This is a genomic window from Acinetobacter sp. LipI_23 (assembly GCF_058243045.1).
The window spans coordinates 2,112,613-2,131,045 of sequence record NZ_JBZAYJ010000001.1 but is presented as its reverse complement, the minus strand read 5'-3'; the positions used below and the strand labels follow the sequence as shown (position 1 = coordinate 2,131,045).

Sequence of the window (18,433 nt, the reverse complement as noted above, 5' to 3'; positions counted from 1 at the left end):
TCTTACCAGTAATACTTTAAAGATTGTGCCCAAGAGGTACTTGGATAGTCGCGTTTAATGTGGTCGAACCATTGTTTACGGGTAGATTTTTCAACCTCTGCATCCTGACAGTCATTCATCCCGCTTGGTGAATAACACATGATTGAGCGATAAAGCGCATACGCTTTTAAATCAGGTACAGAACTGGATTTGATGATGTCCTTATACACTTGACCACGGGCAAAAATTGCACCTTGGAAGCTGGAAGTTTCTTTTTCTAAAGCGGTGACATAGCTTATGTTGTAGCCTTGAGTCGAGCGTGCATATTCGCCCAAACAAAGTCGGAGCTTTAAATCTTGAGGTGAATTTTCAAGTTTCTGAGTCAGACTGAATAAGTCAGGGCATTGAATCTGTGGCGTGATTTTTGTTCCTGCCCAAATGAAATCACTGAAGGGTGGTTGATTTTTATAGTTTGTATATGTTTCTGAGTCATATTTATATTTCGCGGCATCTTGTGGTAGCAGTACAAAGGCTTGATTAAACAGTTTAAAGTTTTGATGTACCAATGATTTTTGCAAAGTTTTATATAAAGCTAAATTTTTTTGATCTGAATTTGATGCTTTACTCTGTACAATTTGCATTAAGCTTTTTTCATTGGCTTTATTTTCAATAAAGCTTTTTTGCAATGCAGCTTGTTTGATTTTAGCATCTGAACCGATGAATACGTTTGCGCTTTGCTGCTGAGCATAATGTGGATACAACATTAGCTCAAATAAGCCACGCTGTTCAATGGATTTTGATTGACTCAGCCAACCTTCCCAATACTGTTGTGCATTTTGAGTTTGTCCGAGTTTTTCTAAAATACGACCTTTTAACAAGATTTGACTGAGTTGAAGGTAACTCTTGATTGCATTAGAGGAATGTTCTGGCAAATATTTTAAAGCTTCGGCTGGTTTTTTCTGCACAAAGAATAAGTGATTGGCTTGTAGGTATTGGAACAGTTCTGGCTGACTCTTAAATAGTGTTTTTTGGTTGTTGAGTTCAGACCAGCTTAAGACTTTATCTTCTGCTGAGGTTGCCTGACGCATTTGCATTAAATCTGAAATGGTCAGAAAGAAGGGATCTTTTAGATTTTTTGGATTGAATGAGCGGCTTTGAAAAACATGGCGATCTATTTCAAAGACTAGATTATCGAGCTCTAAATTATAGTATTTGGAATCGGGATGATTGATTTGCCATGCGAGTTCGCTGGTCAGGAGTTCGGTATTTCCACTCAGCCAATAACAACGACGTAGTAAACCGCGTGCGCTTGCCGCATATTTTCCCTCAGGGAAGCGTTTGAAGTAGGTAGTGATATGCTCATAGGTATTTTTGAGTAAAGTCTGATTTACTTTATCGATTTTTAAATCACCATATTCACCGATACCCGACTGATAGCTTTCATTGAGGCTGCTACGGATCAACATATATTGCGATGTTTCTTTGATCCAAGACTGATCAACCGTAGTTAATACTGAGTAAATTTTAGTAGCTGTGGAAAAGTTACTATTATAAAAGGCAATGGTTGCATTTAAATAAGACGCATACTGACGTGCTTGTATAGACCAGTTCGGATTGACTTGGATGAGGGCAAGATCACGGTCACAGGCCGAGATATTTTGTCTTTCTTGAATCAGTAAATCTTTTTCCACTTTGCTGAGATTTTGGTCGGCTTTCACCTGTTGGGTAAATTGATCCGCACCATTGTCTAGACTACTGCAATGTTCTTGGTAAGGAGTCTTTTGATTGTTTGGTTTTAATCGGGCATTCGGTCGTTTATTGGTTGCGCTTTCAAACAATGTTTTAGCCGCAAATGGTACGTTGCTATATTCAGTTTCCCAAAGCGGACTATTTGGCTGATTAAAATTCAATTTGGCCAAGCCCATGTCGCTCAGGAGTAGGAGCATATTGGTTTGATTGTCATTGGCGGGCGTGAGCGCAGGCAAATTGTCACAGGCTGTATAGGCATTGGTTTGAATGTTGGTCGATGGGTAGCAAGTAACATCAAAACCAGAAAAACTGTGCGTGCTATAAGCAAGAGTGATAGGGAATAGACTAATAAAAATAGATTTTTTAAAAAATTGTGATGGCATTTTCATTACAGAGCATGAGTTATTGTTGTGTCTGCTATGGTAACAATTTAAAGACTAGACTTAAATATTGAATAAGTTGAAATAAAAAAAAGATAGAGAGAACTCTATCTTTTTAAAACAGCGGCAAATGTGGAGCAGGTGAGACATAGCTAAAACTAAAACTAAAACTTAATGCAGTAATTAAAATCACTGAATATAAGAAATAGCGTTTTGCCCAAACCTGATCATTTTCAGCTTTAAAACCAATGATTGATAAATATACCCAATAAGCACAGAGTGCGTTAAAGGTGATAAGAAAAAACATATTGGTATAGCCAAAACAATACAAACCATTTAACACCGCAGCAAACAGCAAGACATAAATCAAGCTTTCAACTTTCGTGCGGAAAATTGAACGTGCTACAGGTAAAATTGGAATGCCTGCATTTTTATAGTCGTCAAAGCGGTATACCGCAATTCCCCATGAATGAGGCATTTGCCAAAGTGCGTATGCTAAGAAAAGCAACAATGCGGCAACATCAAATTCATTGGTCACAGCTGTATAGCCGATCACTGGTGGACTAGCACCAGAAATACTTCCAATCACGGTTTGGTGAATGGATGTGCGTTTGCTCCATAGACTATAAAAAATCACATAAACCACAAAACCAAGTACAGCAAAGCCAAAGGCATAAGCATTAACAAAGAACCAGAGTAGGGCGAAACCTAATATTCCAAGCGCAGCAGAAAATGCCAAAGCAACGGAAGGACTGATGGCTTTTTTAACTAATGCACGGTTCATCGTCCGTTCCATCTTTTGATCAATATCTTGATCAATGACGTTATTGACGACACAGCCAGAAGCAACAACCAGTGTTGTACCGAGTAGGGTGATGAGAAGGAGGAGGAAATCTACAGACCCCTGAGCGGCTAAAAAGAAGCCGCCCAGAGTGGTAACGAAGTTACCAAAGAGAATTCCTGGTTTAGTCAGGAATAAATACTTTTTCAACATGACGATCAGTTTAGATCATCATGTTGTAGTGTAAGTAGTTCATAATCCATACAGAGCCGACTAGAAGTACAGCAATACAAAGTACTGTATAGATAAATGCAATCACGTTCCAACGTTGCTCTGAAGATGAGTTCATGTGCAAGAAGTAAACTAATTGAACTAGAACCTGAGCAACCGCTGTAATTGCGATAACCGCCATAACAATACCGCGACCAAAACCACCAGCCATTACCATACCGAATGGAATTACGGTCAGGATAACTGAAAGGATAAAGCCGATCGTGTATTGCTTGGTGTTACCGTGTGAAGCACCAGCTGAGTTATGATCGTGACTCATTATAGAACTCCCATCAAGTAAACTACGCTGAATACACAGATCCAAACGATGTCAAGGAAGTGCCAGAACAAGCTTAGGCAAGCAAGACGACGAGTGTTTGGAAGAGTCAAACCATTTTTCTTGATCTGAATCATCAAAATGATCATCCATACCAAACCTGAAGTTACGTGAATACCGTGCGTACCTACTAAAGTAAAGAACGACGATAAAAACGCACTTACGCTTGGACCGTGGCCAGCATGAACTAAGTGATTAAACTCATATAGTTCCATCCCGATGAATGAAGCACCGAATAACCAAGTGATCGCTAACCAAGTTAAAACTTGGTTGACGTTCTTTTTGTATGCAGCAAGAACCGCAAAACCAAAAGTTACAGAAGAGATCAAGAGGGCGAAAGTTTCAGTTAAAACGAAACCTAAAGATTCACCGAATAATTCTTTTGCACTTGGTGTGCCCATAGGCACATGGCTACTTAAAACAGCGAATGCAATGAAGAGTGTACCGAATAGAATCAAGTCACTCATCAAATAAGTCCAAAAACCAAAGACGGTGATGTCAGTATCATCGTGGTGATGATGCTCATCGTGTCCGTGGTTTTCGTGATGAAGTACGTCAGCCATTGTCTTAGTCCTTCTTCAAATGTTTTTCAAGAATCGCGTAACGTTCATTTTCAATACGCTCAACTTCAGCAGCAGGAACATAGTAGTCCACTTTCTTCGTGAACGAAGACGCGATGAAGCTGATAATAGAAGCGATGAACATCACAACAACTAACCACCAGATATGCCAGATTAAACCAAAGCCCATAACAGTAATGAACATGGCAATCACAACACCAGCAGCACGATTCGTTGGCATATGAATGTCTTCGTATGAAGTAGGTTTCGCATACGCTACGCCATTCTCTTTGTCATTCCAGAATGTATCAATACCATTGATTGTTGGAAGGTGAGCAAAGTTGTAGAACGGAGCAGGAGACGAAGTCGCCCATTCAAGTGTACGACCATCCCATGGATCGCCTGTAAGGTCGAGGTTGTCGTTGCGTTGTAAGTAACCAACAACAATCTGCATAACGAAACATGCAATACCAATCGCGACTAACACAGAACCGAAGAATGCAATAGCAATGTACGGATCCCATTCAGGGTTGTCATATGTATTCAAACGACGAGTCATACCCATGAAACCAAGGATATAAAGTGGCATGAATGCAAAGTAGAAACCGAAGAACCAGAACCAGAACGCAGCTTTACCCCATGCTTCATTGAGCTTCCAACCAAACATTTTCGGCCAGTAGAAAATGATGCCGGCAAACATACCAAACACCACACCACCGATAATTACGTTATGGAAGTGAGCAATCAAGAACAATGAGTTGTGTACAAGGAAGTCCGCAGGTGGAACCGCCATTAATACACCAGTTAAACCGCCAATACCGAATGTTACAAGGAAGCCAAGCGTCCATAACATAGGAGTAGTGAAGGTGATACGACCCTTATACATTGTGAATAACCAAGAGAAGATTTTCACACCTGTAGGAATCGCAATAACCATGGTCATGATACCAAAGAACGCATTCACGTTCGCACCAGCACCCATGGTGAAGAAGTGGTGAAGCCATACTACGAACGCAAGTACTGTGATCGCAATTGTTGCATACACCATTGATTTGTAACCGAACAACGTTTTACGAGAGAACGTTGATACAACTTCAGAGTAAATACCAAATGCTGGTAATACTAAGATGTAAACTTCTGGGTGACCCCATGTCCAAATCAAGTTTACATACAACATTGGGCTACCACCCATGTCATTTGTAAAGAAGTGGAAACCGAAGTAACGGTCAAGCGTTAACATCGCAATTGTTGCTGTTAACACTGGGAATGACGCAATGATCAATACAGCTGTACACAAAGATGTCCAAGTAAAGATCGGCATGTCCATAAGTGACATACCAGGCGCGCGCATTTTAATGATGGTAACGAAGAAGTTAACACCCGTTAATAGCGTACCTAAACCTGAAATCTGAAGTGCCCAGATATAGTAGTCCACACCCACGCCTGGAGAGTATTCGATACCTGAAAGAGGAGGATAAGCCATCCAACCTGTTGCAGCGAATTCACCAATTGCAAGAGATGCCATCATTAAGCCTGCAGCACCAGCAAATAGCCAGAAGCTTAGAGAGTTTAATAATGGGAAGGCAACGTCACGTGCACCAATTTGAAGTGGTACAGAGATGTTCATTAAGCCAACAACTAGACCCATTGCTACGAAGAAGATCATGATGACACCGTGTGCGGTGAAGATCTGATCGTAGTGCTCTGGGTGTAAATAACCTTCACCGCCACCTTTTGCAAGGAACAGTTGAAGACGCATCATAATCGCATCGGCGAAACCACGCAAAAGCATGATGATCGATACGAAAAGATACATGATACCAATTTTTTTATGGTCGACTGATGTGAACCATTCGTTCCACAAGTAGCCCCATTTTTTAAAGTAGGTAATACCAGCAACAACTGCGATACCACCTAAGATCATCATTGCAACTGTGACCAGTACAATTGGATCGTGCGGAATAACGTCCGGACCTAACTTACCTAAGAAGCTCATGTCTTATTCCCCTACAACTGATGAAGCAGGTTCAACAGCGGCATGTGCTTCAGATGAAGCAGCCCCGTGAGCACCCGCAGTCGCTGAGTGATCAGCACCGTGATAGTTGCTCATATATTTGCTGATGACTGACTTAAACAAGCCTTCCTCTACAGAAGAGTAGTAAGTCACAGGGTGTGGCTTAGTTGGATAAGGCTTCATTGCCTCAGCAGCAGCCTTCTCTTCAGGAGTTTTTGCTTTTGAAATCAAAACTTCAATTTGGTGTTTACCACGGTTACCGTCACGTAAAGACTCAAATTCAGCCTGATCTAAAATTGTTTTTTGTACAGCTTTAGGATTAATGCTTGTACCGTTACCTGCTTTAACTGCAGCAACCCATTCAGCGAATTGAGCGTCAGTTACAGAGTGAGCACGGAAGCGCATTTGCGAGAAGCCGTAGCCTGAATAGTTTGAAGAGAAACCGCGGTAGCCTTCAGCTGGGCTAGTTCCATCTGCTAACAAATTCAAGTGCGTTTGCATGCCTGCCATTGCATAAATTTGACCGCCTAACGCAGGGATGAAGAAAGAGTTCATCGTGAAGTTAGAGGTAATTTTAAGTGCAACTGGAGTTTTTTCAGGGAAACGAATTTCGTTAACCGTAGCAATGTTAAGATCAGGGTAAATGAAGATCCATTTAAACTGTTCTGCAATGACTTGAATATTTACAGGTGCTTTATCAGATTCGAGCGGGCGGTAAGGGTCATACTTGTGTGAACCCCACCAAGTTAACCAAGCCAGAATACCAATAATAATGACAGGAATACCCCAAACTACAATTTCAATTGCAGTAGAGTGTGCCCATGTAGGTTTATAGTCTGCATCTTTATTCGACGCGCGATATTTCCAACCAAACCATAATGCCATTACGACTGATGGAATAACCACCAATAGCATTAAATAGATCGCAGTCATCATTAAGTCAGATTGACCTTGTGCAACTGGACCTTTTGAGTTTAGAAGTACCATATCACCACCACACCCAGTTAAGAGCGCGGCGATCGCAGATAAAGACAATACAGCTAAAATCGTTTGTCTCATTTTACAACCTCGGTGAAGAGTCCCATTCCCTAATAAAATTGGGATAGCGATTAAAGTGTCGCATGATTGAAAAGTTTCTTTTTAAGTCTAAAAACACTTCTCAATCATAAGACACCGCTACGTTGTAGGGCATTATGCCTCATATCGACAAACTAAGCTATACGTAAAGATGCTTTAAATGACTGTTATAAAAACCGATTTTTTCACTCGGAATTTTATAATTTATTTATGGATTTATTTTGAATATCAATAAACTGCGGAAAACTGAGGTGAGCCAAACCTCAGCTTAAATATGGTCAAATTACTGCTTAATGACTTTGGTTTTCGCTAGCTTATCGTGCAAAGTTTGACGCTTTGCAGTTAAACCAAAGACGTGATCGGCGATGGTAATAAACGGCATGAACAGCATATTGAGCACAATAAAAACAACGCTGCGTAATGTGAATACACGTAAAAGGCTGACTTTTTCGTTCGTTTCAACGTCTACAATTTTAATCTTGGTGATTTTTTTGCCAATACTTTGACCACTTTTTGCTAAGAAAAAGGCCTGAATACCGAGCATAATCAGCAGGTAAATTCCCATGGTGGTCCATGCTTCAGTAGGAATCAAACTGAACAGTTGTGCTTGTAGTTCACTGGCCTGAGTTGCTGTAGTAGCCGCTTGCATTTTTTGCTGAATTTCAGTGAGTTCACCAAATTTATCGGCTTGTAAAAAGAACGAGGGAATCGCAGCGGCAGGGAGCCAAAGAAGTAAATCAATGACTTTGGCTAAGACACGTGTGCCTATTGATGCCAGTTCAGGTTGAGCAACTTTCGCCACTTTGCGGTTTGGCTGTGAAAATTGATTTGGCGTATGCATTGGCTCAGGAATAGGGGGCTGAGGCTGATACCCTACAGGTTCATACGCCAGTTTTCCTTGGGTGAGTTCACCTAAAGCTTTCCATTCAGGCATACCCTGATGCCAAACTAAATCCGTCAATAAAACTTGTTGGCTTGCGAGCATCTGATTCAACTGCTCTAAGGTATATGGACCGGCTTGTTGATTATTTCGTGCCAAGTAAATCTGCATATAAACTTAATCTCAAAATATAAGTTGGGATATTCAAATAATAAATGTATTTGTTTTCAGATTAAAAACAAATAAAAAATCTATGGTAAAACATGCGGATAGTCTAGAGAATTTCAAGCTAAAATTAACCAAAACTACACAAAATGCAGGACAGTGTAACAAGGATTATGCTGCTTCTTCTAGCTTTATCGCAATGCAATCTTTTCTCAATCAAGATGTTGATGCATGAGTATCAAACTTAGTCTAAATTTTTGCATCAATATGCTTGTTTTAATGCGGATACGTTGAAAGAGTGGATATAAAAAAAGACCCACAAAAGGGTCTTTTTTTATCGGATCAAAAAGTTAAGCTTTTTGAACTTTTTCTGCTGCAAGGAAGAACCAAGTATCTAATACTGAGTCAGGGTTAAGTGATACAGATTCGATGCCTTGTTCCATCAGCCATTGCGCAAGATCTGGATGATCTGATGGGCCTTGACCACAGATACCCACATATTTACCTGCTTTACGGCATGCATGAATTGCCATAGAAAGAAGTGCTTTTACTGCTGGATCACGCTCATCAAATAGGTGAGACACAATACCAGAGTCACGGTCTAGACCAAGCGTTAACTGGGTTAAGTCGTTTGAACCGATAGAGAAGCCATCGAAGTGTTCAAGGAACTGTTCAGCCAATAATGCGTTCGTTGGTAACTCACACATCATGATCACTTTTAGACCATTTTCACCACGTTTCAGGCCGTTTAACGCCAATAATTCAATTACACGTTTCGCTTCATGTACAGTACGTACGAAAGGAATCATGATTTGAATATTGGTTAAGCCCATTTCGTCACGTGCTTTTTTCAACGCGCGGCATTCTAATTCGAAACAGTCACGGAAGTTGTCAGACACATAACGGCTTGCACCACGGAAGCCCAACATTGGGTTTTCTTCTTCAGGTTCGTATAACTTACCACCGATCAAGTTTGCGTATTCATTTGACTTAAAGTCAGACATACGAACGATCACAGGTTTGTCTGCAAATGCTGCAGCAAGGGTAGAAATACCTTCAACCAGTTTTTCAACATAGAATTCGATTGGCGATGCATAACCCGCTGTACGCGCCATCACCGCAGCACGTGTTTCACGTGGCAAGCTGTCAATGTTCAACAATGCTTTAGGGTGGACACCGATCATACGGTTAATGATGAACTCAAGACGTGCAAGGCCAATCCCTTCATTTGGAATTTGTGCAAAGTCAAATGCGCGGTCAGGGTTACCGACGTTCATCATTACTTTGAACGGAAGCTCTGGCATAGATTCGATTGAATTGGTTTGAATCTCGAAATCTAAAGAACCTTCGTAGATGAAACCTGTATCACCTTCTGCACATGAAACAGTTACTTCTTGGCCGTCTACTAGAACTTCAGTTGCATTACCACAACCGACGATTGCTGGAACACCCAATTCACGCGCAATAATCGCTGCGTGACAAGTACGACCACCACGGTTAGTGACAATTGCAGCCGCACGTTTCATTACTGGTTCCCAGTCTGGGTCAGTCATGTCAGATACAAGCACGTCACCGTCTTGTACTTTGTCCATTTCTTTAATAGACGTAACAATACGTACTTTACCAGAACCGATACGTTGACCGATTGAACGACCTTCACAAATCACAGTGCCTTTTTGTTTTAAAAGGTAGCGTTCCATGGTGCCGACGTTTTCACGGCTCTTTACTGTTTCTGGGCGCGCTTGAACGATATAAATTTGACCGTCATCGCCATCTTTTGCCCACTCGATGTCCATTGGAGAACCATAATGGTTTTCAATAATCAGCGCTTGTTTTGCAAGTTCTTGTAGTTCGTGGTCGTTTAATGCGAATTGTTGACGCTCTTGTTTTTCAACATCCACCACAACAACTGATTTACCTGCAGAAGCTTCTTCACCATAAATCATTTTTTGGTGTTTAGAACCCAGATTACGACGGAGTACAGCGTGCTTGCCTGCATTTAAAAGGGGTTTAGAAAGGTAGAATTCGTCAGGGTTTACTGCACCTTGAACCACCATTTCACCCAAACCATAAGATGCAGTGATGAAGACTACGTCACGGAAACCTGATTCAGTGTCGAGTGTAAACATTACACCTGCTGCACCAGTTTCAGAGCGAACCATACGCTGAATACCAGCAGATAAAGCCACAACATCATGCGCAAAGTTTTGGTGTACGCGGTAAGAAATTGCACGGTCGTTATACAGTGATGCAAATACTTCTTTGATCGCGATCAATACGTTGTCGATACCGCGAATGTTTAAGAAGGTTTCTTGTTGGCCTGCAAAAGAAGCATCTGGTAAATCTTCTGCTGTCGCAGAAGAACGAACCGCAACCGCGATGTCTGGGTTGCCGTTTGAAAGCTCTGCAAATGCTTTACGAACTTCTTGTTCGAGTTCTGCCGTCAGTGGAGTATCTACAATCCATTGGCGAATTTTCGCGCCTGTTTCAGCAAGAGCATTTACATCATCAACATTGAGGACTTTTAACTCTGCATTGATTTTAGCGTTTAGGCCACTTTGCTCGAGAAATTCACGATATGCTTGAGCTGTAGTAGCAAAGCCACCTGGTACAGATACACCTGCATTTGATAGGTGGCTGATCATTTCACCTAAAGATGAGTTTTTCCCACCTACAAGTTCAACGTCGTGTTTCCCTAATTTTTCTAGACCAATTACGCGCGCTTCCAAAGTTGTTACTCCACTTTTGCAGTATTTAATCACTATCTTGGCATCAGATTATAACAAATCTACTTAGCTTTTTGATTTTACTAAGCGACAGTCATGTAAGATCGGTTTACTATAAAGATTATATAGCACTAAGACAAATTTTTGAGGAGAATTTTAATGTCAGGAAGTAAACAATTTAAGCGGAGTGTTTTTTTTGTATCTGATGGTACTGCAATTACCGCTGAAACCCTTGGGCACTCGCTATTGGCGCAGTTTCCAAATGTTGACTTTGACATTCATATTATTCCTTATATTAGCTCTGAAGAAGCTGCTACAAATGTGGTTGCTGAGATCAATTTAAGGGCGCAACAAGACGGGCAAAAGCCACTGGTTTTTGACACTTTAGTCGACCCGTACGTGCGTGACATTATTAATACTGCAAATGCTATAAATCTTGATGTATTTGAAGGGCTTATTAGTAAATTGTCTGAAGAGTTAGGAACACCGCCTACAACTTTAGTCGGACAGACCCATGCAGTGACCGATTCGGAGTCTTATAAAGCACGTATTGATGCGGTGCATTTTGCTTTAGATAACGATGACGGTGCACGTACACGCCACTATGACAAGGCCGATCTGATTCTGATTGGGGTGTCGCGTTCGGGTAAAACACCGACGTCAATTTATTTGTCATTACAGTTTGGTATTCGTGTTGCAAACTATCCATTGACTGAAGAAGACTTAGATGACAACCGTTTACCTGCGGTACTTCGCGCGCACAAACAGAAGCTTTTTGGTTTGATGATTGATGCTGAACGTCTTGTTGCTATTCGCTCTGAACGTAAAGCCAATAGCCGTTATGCAAGCTTCAGCCAGTGTCAAATGGAGCTTCGCGCAATTGAAGGGATTTATATTTCTGAAGGGATTAAATACTTAAATGTCTCGGAAATGTCGATTGAAGAAATTTCAACTCGAGTACTCCAAATGACGGGTTTAAAACGTCGCATTGGTTGATATTGTCATTACATTATAAAGCGTCATATTGATGATGCTTTATAATGTTGATCAATATAAAAATACAGATTAGATCAAATGAAAATAATATCAAAATATCTATTAGGTGTATTTTGTTGTGCTCATTTTAATATGGCTTTATATGCGCAAAATATATCAATTCAACAGGCTGAGCAGGCGCTTGATCAAAAATATGCAGCGCTAGATTTTTATGCGGTGAATCAACAGATCGAAAGTGATGTGGTTGATTTAATCCGTGAAAATGCAGAAAGTTATGCTTATTCTTTCCCCAAATTGACTGAAAATCTTAGACTAAAGATTAATGCCTCACCGGACCAACTGCTTAAATTCTATACCTTTGATGTAGGTGGTGGCGGTACCATGGGTGAATTTTCATCCTATGTGCAGATGAAATCGAGCAATTCCACTAAACTTCAGCCTTTAGAAGCTGGCTATATTTTAAAGATTGACCAAGTGAAATGGGGTGCACAACCGATTTATCTGATTCAAAGTTATTACAAAGGCGATAGTTGTCACGGTCTTTATCAAATTCAAGCCTTTAAAATGCACGCCCAAGCTTTGACAGCAACACCAGTTTTTCAGACCAAGAACAAGCAACTAAGTTCGATTGAAGTAGATTATGACTGTCACTATGACGAAGAGCGGCGCGGTTCATATATTCGTGTTTCAAAAGACTTAAACAAGATTGATATCACTTTATTAGATCAAAACAGCCGCCCGACTGGAAAGTACTTACGTTATCAACGTTCAAATACAGGCTATCAATATACAGGTGTGACGAAATAAACAACGGGTAAGTGGCTAAAACTTACCCTATATGGTTAATGGCTATAGGTGGTAATGATCACATCGACGGGATATTCAGCGCCATCTAAACTTTGAATATCATGTTCTCGAATTTTGACGATCGGCCAAGTGATTAGCTTACAGTTGTCGCGCTGTAAGGCATGATAATAATGATCGGACTTAAAAAATTTAAGTTTATCGGCAGCGGAGTTAGGTTTGAGCTGGTGTCTAAGCCATGGGTCTTGAACTTGGGTTTCTAAGAAGCGTAAAGCCAGTAGGCATTTGATACGTGTGTTAAATAGGCGTCGGTTCTTAATAACCAGTGGATGTTGAATTAAGCGCTGAATTCCACGCTCTGTTTTTGGCAAGATAAATTGTGGCGCATTTTGAAAAACATAGACCGATTGAGCGACCTGACAAACCGACTCAAGGGCAGTTACTGTATGCTGGTTGGTACCAATAATTGCGACACGTTGTTCAGTAAAAGCATGTTGTTTAATTTCTGATGCGGTAATCAATTGCCCTTTAAAATGCTGAAAATATTCGGGATGGTTTTGAAATAAACCAGATACGTTGTCTGTTGAATACAAATTGACCATGCTTGATCCTTAATTGTTTTTTATCGTCTTTCCTTAATTTATTATTTTTAGTGCTTTTGCTCTAAAAAAGCAAAGTGATAAATTGTCTGAGCAGTCACGCTAACTTTAGTCTAGACATAGCAGCAGTTTTGCAGGGCTTTAAGGATTTTTTAAGTATCGGCTAAGATTTTGGTTATTCATTTATGCACGTCGCCTTATGGGTATGCATTAATACGCATAAGGCGATTCACTTCATTTGTACTTAACTGTTTTTGATCTGCATGAGACGTTCAAAGTTTTCTAAACGTTTGTCCGTGTCATAGATGTCACAGGTGAAAATAAACTCATCAACATCATATTCTAAAAGAAGTTGTTTCAAACCTTCTTTCACTGTGCCATTGGAACCGATTTGCGCCATGGCATAAAAACTGTCTACCGACATTTTTTCCGCAGGTGACCATAGACCGTCCATGCTGGCAATTGGTGCTTTTAACTTTAAACTTTGACCGCGCATGAGACCTAAAACTCGTTGGTAGGCACTGGTCGCTAGATATTCAGCTTCAGCATCGGTTTCAGCAACGACCGTCGGGACACCCATAGATACATAAGGTTTCGATAAGTATTCGGAGGGTTCAAAGTTTTCACGATAGAGCTGAATCGCTTGTTTCAGCATACGCGGTGCAAAGTGTGATGCAAAAGAGTAGGGAAGTCCGAGTTTTGCAGCCAGTTGTGCACTAAATAAACTTGAACCGAGTAGCCATACAGGCACATGTGTCCCTTGCCCCGGAGTTGCAATGATGCGCTGATTTGGCTCAGCATCTTTAAAGTAATGCAGAATTTCTAAGACATCTTGTGGGAACTGATCTTCAGTTTCTTGACGGCCACGGCGAAGTGCGCGCATGGTCACTTGGTCTGTACCCGGTGCTCGACCTAAGCCTAATTCAATCCGGTTTGGATAGAGTGTCGCAAGCGTACCGAATTGCTCCGCTACGATCAGTGGGGCATGGTTCGGGAGCATGATACCGCCAGAACCTACCTTTAAGGTTGAGGTATTCGCGAGTAAATAGCCGAGTAGCACCGCAGTCGCAGAACTGGCAATACCATCCATATTATGATGTTCTGCAAGCCAAAGTCGGCTATAGCCTAAACGCTCAGCTTGTTGGGCCAATTTTAAGCTATGCTGTAGAGTGAGCTGTACAGTTTGATCTTCGCGGACAGGAGCTAATTCTAGAATAGAAAATTGAGTCTCGGACAACGTGCGCATTCTACTTCTCAGTTTTGTTTTATATATCGAAATAATACGATATAACTGTTATTTTGTATATCGATTTTATTCGATATTCTGGTTTTTTTATATAAGGTGTTGATTTAAAAATGAAACTAAATATCTATTCAACATCGTTGAACCGCACCAGCCACACATGCGTTTAAAACCAAAGAAGTAAGCTGCTGCATTCAGTAGAAACGATACAGTGTCTTTTTTGAGTGTAGTGGTCAGATAAATAAAAAGCACCCGAAGGTGCTCTTTTATTTGAAAATGTTTTATGCGGTGCTTAACGTTTCCCGTTTTTGTACCATCCCAAGTGACGGCCATTGTCACCACGATAGTCACGACCATTATATTTATAATTGCTATTACGGTAGCCGCGGCTGTCATAACGACGATCATAACGGTCGTCGTAACGGCGGTCATATTCATCATCATAACGACGGTCTTCAGAGACTTTTTTACCTAGAACTGCACCACCCGCTGAACCGAGACCTGCACCAATATACCCACCATTGGTACCGCCCATGTTTTTACCTACGGTATAACCACCAGCACCACCGAGTGCTCCACCAATGATTGCACCATTACGGTCACGTTTGTTGGCTGAAGCAGCTGCACCTGCACCACCACCAATGGCAGAACCAATCATTGCGCCTGTTTGTCCACCCATTTGGTTACCAATCGCGGCACCGACAACACCACCTAATGCAGACGTTAGTGCAGTATTGGTTGTATTACCTGCATATGTTGTGGTCATCGTTAATGCTGAAGCTGCAATTACGGTACTCATTAAAATTGATTTAATTTTCATTTTTTAACTCCTAAGAGCATGTCTATTTTGTCTTGATTTCACTTTAGCGAAACATGTTGGAAAAATAATGAAGAGAAACTTTATCGAAACCGTTGCTTTGGTAAGTGCTGTGTAACGACTCTTCGTATTTTCTACCAGTTTGGCTGCTGTGTGTTGCGTCTAAATCTGTGCCATAAAAAAGCACCCGAAGGTGCTTTCAATGACATCTTAACGATGCGGTCAATTAGTGGTGTTTGCGGTGTTTCTTTTTCCATTTTTTACTTTGGTAAGAATCATATTGTTTGTCTTTTGAGATTTTGTTGCCGAGTGCTGCACCGCCCGCTGCACCTAATGCAGAACCAACGTAACCACCATTGGTGCCGCCCATGCTTTTACCTACGGTATAGCCCGCACCACCACCGATGGCACCGCCAATAGCAGATTCAGTACGATGACGTTTGTCACTTGCAACTGCTGCACCACCCGCGCCACCTAATGCTGCGCCAATAGTTGCACCAGTTGTGCCGCCCATGTTTTTACCAATTGCTGTCCCTGCAACACTACCTAAAGCACTTGCTGCCGCAACGCGAGTTGTGCTGTCTGCATATGCAGTTGCAGTAAACATAGATGCCGTTGCTAATGTTGCTGACATTAAAAGTGTATTTAGTTTCATGTGTTTCTCCATGTCCAACATTGGTTGAACTGTCGTACTTTTTTCGATGTGGCTAATGTAACAAAAAGATTCCAGTTAATTGTGGAGAGTTAAAACTAAATTGAAACCCGTTGGTTTCTTGTTTGTATCAGTTTTATTACAAATGTGAATAAGCAGAATGAAATTTATCCAAAATCATGCAAATGTGGATAAACCTAGGAGTGATGCAGTTCACACTCTGAATTTTGAGCTGAAATGACCTATTTAAAAGATGTATATGAAATAAGCTGTTTTGCATTTTTTAAGCGTTAGTAAGTGCATAAACACGCTTTAAAAGTGTATCAATCCACTGCGGCGTATAAAGTAAACGTCGCTCAGGATTGAATAAAGATGTTCTTTGCGTGATAGAGCCGTTAAACTAAGCGCAAATTTTTTGGTGCTGTGAAACTGTATTGCAGCCTTTATATTGAGATATTTTCCTAATGAAAGAATCGTTACGTTTACGATTAGATCAACTTTCTGACCGTCACGAAGAATTAACAGCATTACTTGCAGATGTAGAAGTCATTTCGGATAACAAACGCTTTCGTCAGTTGTCACGTGAACATAGTGATTTAAGTGAAATCACAGAAGTTTGGACCAAGTACAAACAAGCAGAAGCTGATATTGAAACGGCTGAAGCGATGCTGTCAGATCCTGATTTTAAGGATATGGCTGTTGAAGAAATTAAAGAAAATAAAGCTATTATTGCGTCTTTAGAAGCTGATTTAAATATCTTAATGATTCCGAAAGATCCAAATGATGCGAACTCTGCATATTTGGAAATTCGAGCGGGAACAGGTGGTGATGAAGCCGCTATTTTCTCGGGTGACTTATACCGCATGTATACCAAGTACGCTGAATCACAAGGCTGGCGTATTGAAGTGTTGTCTGAAAATGAAGGCGAACACGGTGGTTATAAAGAAATCATTTGTTTGGTGAATGGTGAAGGCGTTTACGGTCGCTTGAAGTTTGAAAGTGGCGCGCACCGTGTACAACGTGTACCTGCAACAGAGTCTCAAGGTCGTGTACATACTTCGGCGTGTACCGTTGCGATTTTGCCTGAAATTGATGTCGATACAACGGTCGAGATTAATGCATCAGACCTACGTATTGATACCTACCGTGCCTCAGGTGCGGGTGGTCAGCACATCAACAAAACTGATTCAGCTGTGCGTATTACTCATATTCCAACAGGAACCGTGGTGGAATGTCAGGAAGAACGTTCACAACATAAGAACAAAGCCAAAGCGATGGCTTTACTTGCTTCACGCTTGGAAAATGCAAAACGTGCAGCAGCTGATGCAGCAACTTCTGAAATGCGCCGTGACTTGGTTGGCTCGGGTGATCGTTCAGAACGTATCCGTACCTATAACTACCCGCAAGGTCGTATGACCGATCACCGTATTAACTTAACTTTATACAAGTTAGACGCGGTTATGGAAGGCGATTTAACTGAACTATTAGATAGCTTACATCGTGAATATCAAGCAGATCAGCTTGCGATGCTTGCACAGCAGAATGGTGGATAATGAATATTGCCCAAGCTTTGGCTTTACGTGGTGAAGCCGAGAGTTACGAACGTCAAGAGAACGCATGGTTGCTGGAACACATTACCAAAATTGATTCTTTTGATTTGGTTATGAAAAAAGATCAAGTGCTGACCAATGAGCAAGAGCAAGCCTATGTTTCTGCCTTGGCACGAATCGAAGCAGGTGAACCTTTGGCCTATGTGACAGGTTCACAGCCGTTTTGGACGCTCGATTTGATTGTCACTCCTGACACCTTAGTGCCACGTCCAGATACCGAGGTACTGGTAGAAACTGTATTACGTTTAGACTTACCTGAAGATGCCCGCATTGTCGATTTAGGTACGGGGACGGGTGCGGTTGCGCTTTCATTGGCCACTGAACGGGACACGTGGGACATCACGGCTACCGATATTTATGAGCCAACTTTAGCTGTTGCGCAGCAAAATGCAGAAAAGCATGACTTAAATGATGTGACTTTTGTGTGTGGCAGTTGGTTTGCACCGCTAAATCGAAAGTTTTTTGATGTGATTGTCTCGAACCCACCGTACATCGATGCCGATGACGCCCACATGCAAGACTTAGCAACTGAGCCTGAACGTGCCCTAGTTGCGGCAGATCATGGTTTGGCTGATTTAAAAGTCATTATCCAGCAAGGTAAAAAGCATTTAACTCTTGATGGCTGGGTGGTACTTGAGCATGGTTATGATCAAGCTGACGCTGTACAGAAAATCTTTAAAGAAGCGGGCTATAAACAAGTCCGTACGGTGAAAGATTATGGTGGAAATGACCGCGTTACTTTAGGGCAGTGGACACAATAATTTCATTGTTCCCTCCAAAATAAAAGCGCATTC

The 18,433-nt window shown here is 41.3% G+C and carries 16 protein-coding genes; 4 read left to right on the top strand and 12 right to left on the bottom strand.

Translation table 11 applies throughout. From position 1 onward, the window contains the following. Positions 1–2 precede the first annotated feature (2 nt). The 8 genes from AC4CVD_RS10465 to ppsA form a co-directional block, all read right to left on the bottom strand. Positions 3–2,117 carry a PA5441 family protein gene (locus tag AC4CVD_RS10465; protein ID WP_490753063.1) on the bottom strand — a complete coding sequence of 705 codons (2,115 nt, stop codon included), beginning with the start codon at positions 2,115–2,117 and terminating at the stop codon, positions 3–5. A 106-nt stretch (positions 2,118–2,223) separates the two neighbouring features. Next, positions 2,224–3,102: a heme o synthase gene (gene cyoE, locus AC4CVD_RS10460; RefSeq protein ID WP_490753062.1), complete on the bottom strand. Its 879-nt coding sequence runs from the start codon at positions 3,100–3,102 to the stop codon at positions 2,224–2,226. 10 nt (positions 3,103–3,112) lie between these two features. Further along, on the bottom strand, positions 3,113–3,442 hold the full coding sequence (locus tag AC4CVD_RS10455) for a cytochrome o ubiquinol oxidase subunit IV (protein ID WP_026056475.1): 330 nt from the start codon (positions 3,440–3,442) through the stop codon (positions 3,113–3,115). After that, a complete protein-coding gene (gene cyoC / locus AC4CVD_RS10450; RefSeq protein ID WP_004696446.1) occupies positions 3,439–4,059 on the bottom strand; it encodes a cytochrome o ubiquinol oxidase subunit III in 621 nt (206 codons plus the stop codon). Before cyoC ends, AC4CVD_RS10455 begins: the two co-directional genes overlap by 4 nt. Positions 4,060–4,063: 4 nt before the next feature. Then, positions 4,064–6,052 (bottom strand): cytochrome o ubiquinol oxidase subunit I, encoded by a 1,989-nt coding sequence (gene cyoB, locus AC4CVD_RS10445; protein WP_176537896.1) that lies wholly within the window; start codon positions 6,050–6,052, stop codon positions 4,064–4,066. 3 nt (positions 6,053–6,055) lie between these two features. Continuing rightward, positions 6,056–7,129 (bottom strand): ubiquinol oxidase subunit II, encoded by a 1,074-nt coding sequence (gene cyoA, locus AC4CVD_RS10440; RefSeq protein ID WP_004696450.1) that lies wholly within the window; start codon positions 7,127–7,129, stop codon positions 6,056–6,058. Between the two features lie 301 nt (positions 7,130–7,430). Next, positions 7,431–8,198: an RDD family protein gene (locus tag AC4CVD_RS10435; RefSeq protein WP_490753061.1), complete on the bottom strand. Its 768-nt coding sequence runs from the start codon at positions 8,196–8,198 to the stop codon at positions 7,431–7,433. A gap of 344 nt (positions 8,199–8,542) precedes the next feature. Next, on the bottom strand, positions 8,543–10,921 hold the full coding sequence (gene ppsA / locus AC4CVD_RS10430; protein ID WP_004696454.1) for a phosphoenolpyruvate synthase: 2,379 nt from the start codon (positions 10,919–10,921) through the stop codon (positions 8,543–8,545). Between the two features lie 156 nt (positions 10,922–11,077). Between ppsA and ppsR the strand changes: the two genes are divergently transcribed. Both ppsR and AC4CVD_RS10420 read left to right on the top strand, forming a co-directional pair. Continuing rightward, positions 11,078–11,914, top strand: coding sequence for a posphoenolpyruvate synthetase regulatory kinase/phosphorylase PpsR (gene ppsR / locus AC4CVD_RS10425; protein WP_005400687.1), 837 nt, complete (start codon positions 11,078–11,080; stop codon positions 11,912–11,914). Positions 11,915–12,046: 132 nt separating this feature from the next. Beyond that, complete coding sequence (locus AC4CVD_RS10420) at positions 12,047–12,721, top strand: hypothetical protein (protein ID WP_490753060.1); 675 nt, start codon at positions 12,047–12,049, stop codon at positions 12,719–12,721. A gap of 35 nt (positions 12,722–12,756) precedes the next feature. Here the strand turns inward: AC4CVD_RS10420 and AC4CVD_RS10415 are convergent, their stop codons facing one another. From AC4CVD_RS10415 to AC4CVD_RS10400, 4 genes are all read right to left on the bottom strand, one after another. Further along, entirely contained in the window at positions 12,757–13,320 is a 564-nt protein-coding gene (locus AC4CVD_RS10415; RefSeq protein ID WP_078389323.1) for an NAD(P)/FAD-dependent oxidoreductase, read from the bottom strand. Between the two features lie 241 nt (positions 13,321–13,561). Then, positions 13,562–14,563 carry an LLM class flavin-dependent oxidoreductase gene (locus AC4CVD_RS10410; protein WP_004696463.1) on the bottom strand — a complete coding sequence of 334 codons (1,002 nt, stop codon included), beginning with the start codon at positions 14,561–14,563 and terminating at the stop codon, positions 13,562–13,564. Positions 14,564–14,852: 289 nt separating this feature from the next. Continuing rightward, on the bottom strand, positions 14,853–15,380 hold the full coding sequence (locus AC4CVD_RS10405; RefSeq protein WP_004982017.1) for a YMGG-like glycine zipper-containing protein: 528 nt from the start codon (positions 15,378–15,380) through the stop codon (positions 14,853–14,855). Positions 15,381–15,603: 223 nt separating this feature from the next. Further along, positions 15,604–16,032: a glycine zipper domain-containing protein gene (locus AC4CVD_RS10400; protein ID WP_224468886.1), complete on the bottom strand. Its 429-nt coding sequence runs from the start codon at positions 16,030–16,032 to the stop codon at positions 15,604–15,606. Between the two features lie 461 nt (positions 16,033–16,493). On the opposite strand from AC4CVD_RS10400, the gene prfA reads away from it, so the two are divergent. Together prfA and prmC are read left to right on the top strand one after the other, a co-directional pair. Continuing rightward, positions 16,494–17,582, top strand: coding sequence for a peptide chain release factor 1 (gene prfA / locus AC4CVD_RS10395; protein WP_114836748.1), 1,089 nt, complete (start codon positions 16,494–16,496; stop codon positions 17,580–17,582). Then, a complete protein-coding gene (gene prmC / locus AC4CVD_RS10390) occupies positions 17,582–18,400 on the top strand; it encodes a peptide chain release factor N(5)-glutamine methyltransferase (protein WP_490753059.1) in 819 nt (272 codons plus the stop codon). The genes prfA and prmC overlap by 1 nt, the downstream gene beginning before the upstream one ends. The last annotated feature ends 33 nt before the right edge of the window (positions 18,401–18,433 follow it).

Bases quoted from the DNA above. Each gene is read 5' to 3' on its own strand.
- cyoB (WP_176537896.1), bottom strand. From the start codon at position 6,052: ATGAGCTTCTTAGGTAAGTTAGGTCCGGACGTTATTCCGCACGATCCA.
- AC4CVD_RS10435 (WP_490753061.1), bottom strand. From the start codon at position 8,198: ATGCAGATTTACTTGGCACGAAATAATCAACAAGCCGGTCCATATACC.
- AC4CVD_RS10415 (WP_078389323.1), bottom strand. From the start codon at position 13,320: ATGGTCAATTTGTATTCAACAGACAACGTATCTGGTTTATTTCAAAAC.
- ppsR (WP_005400687.1), top strand. From the start codon at position 11,078: ATGTCAGGAAGTAAACAATTTAAGCGGAGTGTTTTTTTTGTATCTGAT.
- prfA (WP_114836748.1), top strand. From the start codon at position 16,494: ATGAAAGAATCGTTACGTTTACGATTAGATCAACTTTCTGACCGTCAC.
- cyoA (WP_004696450.1), bottom strand. From the start codon at position 7,129: ATGAGACAAACGATTTTAGCTGTATTGTCTTTATCTGCGATCGCCGCG.
- prmC (WP_490753059.1), top strand. From the start codon at position 17,582: ATGAATATTGCCCAAGCTTTGGCTTTACGTGGTGAAGCCGAGAGTTAC.
- AC4CVD_RS10465 (WP_490753063.1), bottom strand. From the start codon at position 2,117: ATGAAAATGCCATCACAATTTTTTAAAAAATCTATTTTTATTAGTCTA.
- AC4CVD_RS10410 (WP_004696463.1), bottom strand. From the start codon at position 14,563: ATGCGCACGTTGTCCGAGACTCAATTTTCTATTCTAGAATTAGCTCCT.
- AC4CVD_RS10420 (WP_490753060.1), top strand. From the start codon at position 12,047: ATGGCTTTATATGCGCAAAATATATCAATTCAACAGGCTGAGCAGGCG.
- AC4CVD_RS10400 (WP_224468886.1), bottom strand. From the start codon at position 16,032: ATGAAACTAAATACACTTTTAATGTCAGCAACATTAGCAACGGCATCT.
- AC4CVD_RS10405 (WP_004982017.1), bottom strand. From the start codon at position 15,380: ATGAAAATTAAATCAATTTTAATGAGTACCGTAATTGCAGCTTCAGCA.
- cyoC (WP_004696446.1), bottom strand. From the start codon at position 4,059: ATGGCTGACGTACTTCATCACGAAAACCACGGACACGATGAGCATCAT.
- cyoE (WP_490753062.1), bottom strand. From the start codon at position 3,102: ATGTTGAAAAAGTATTTATTCCTGACTAAACCAGGAATTCTCTTTGGT.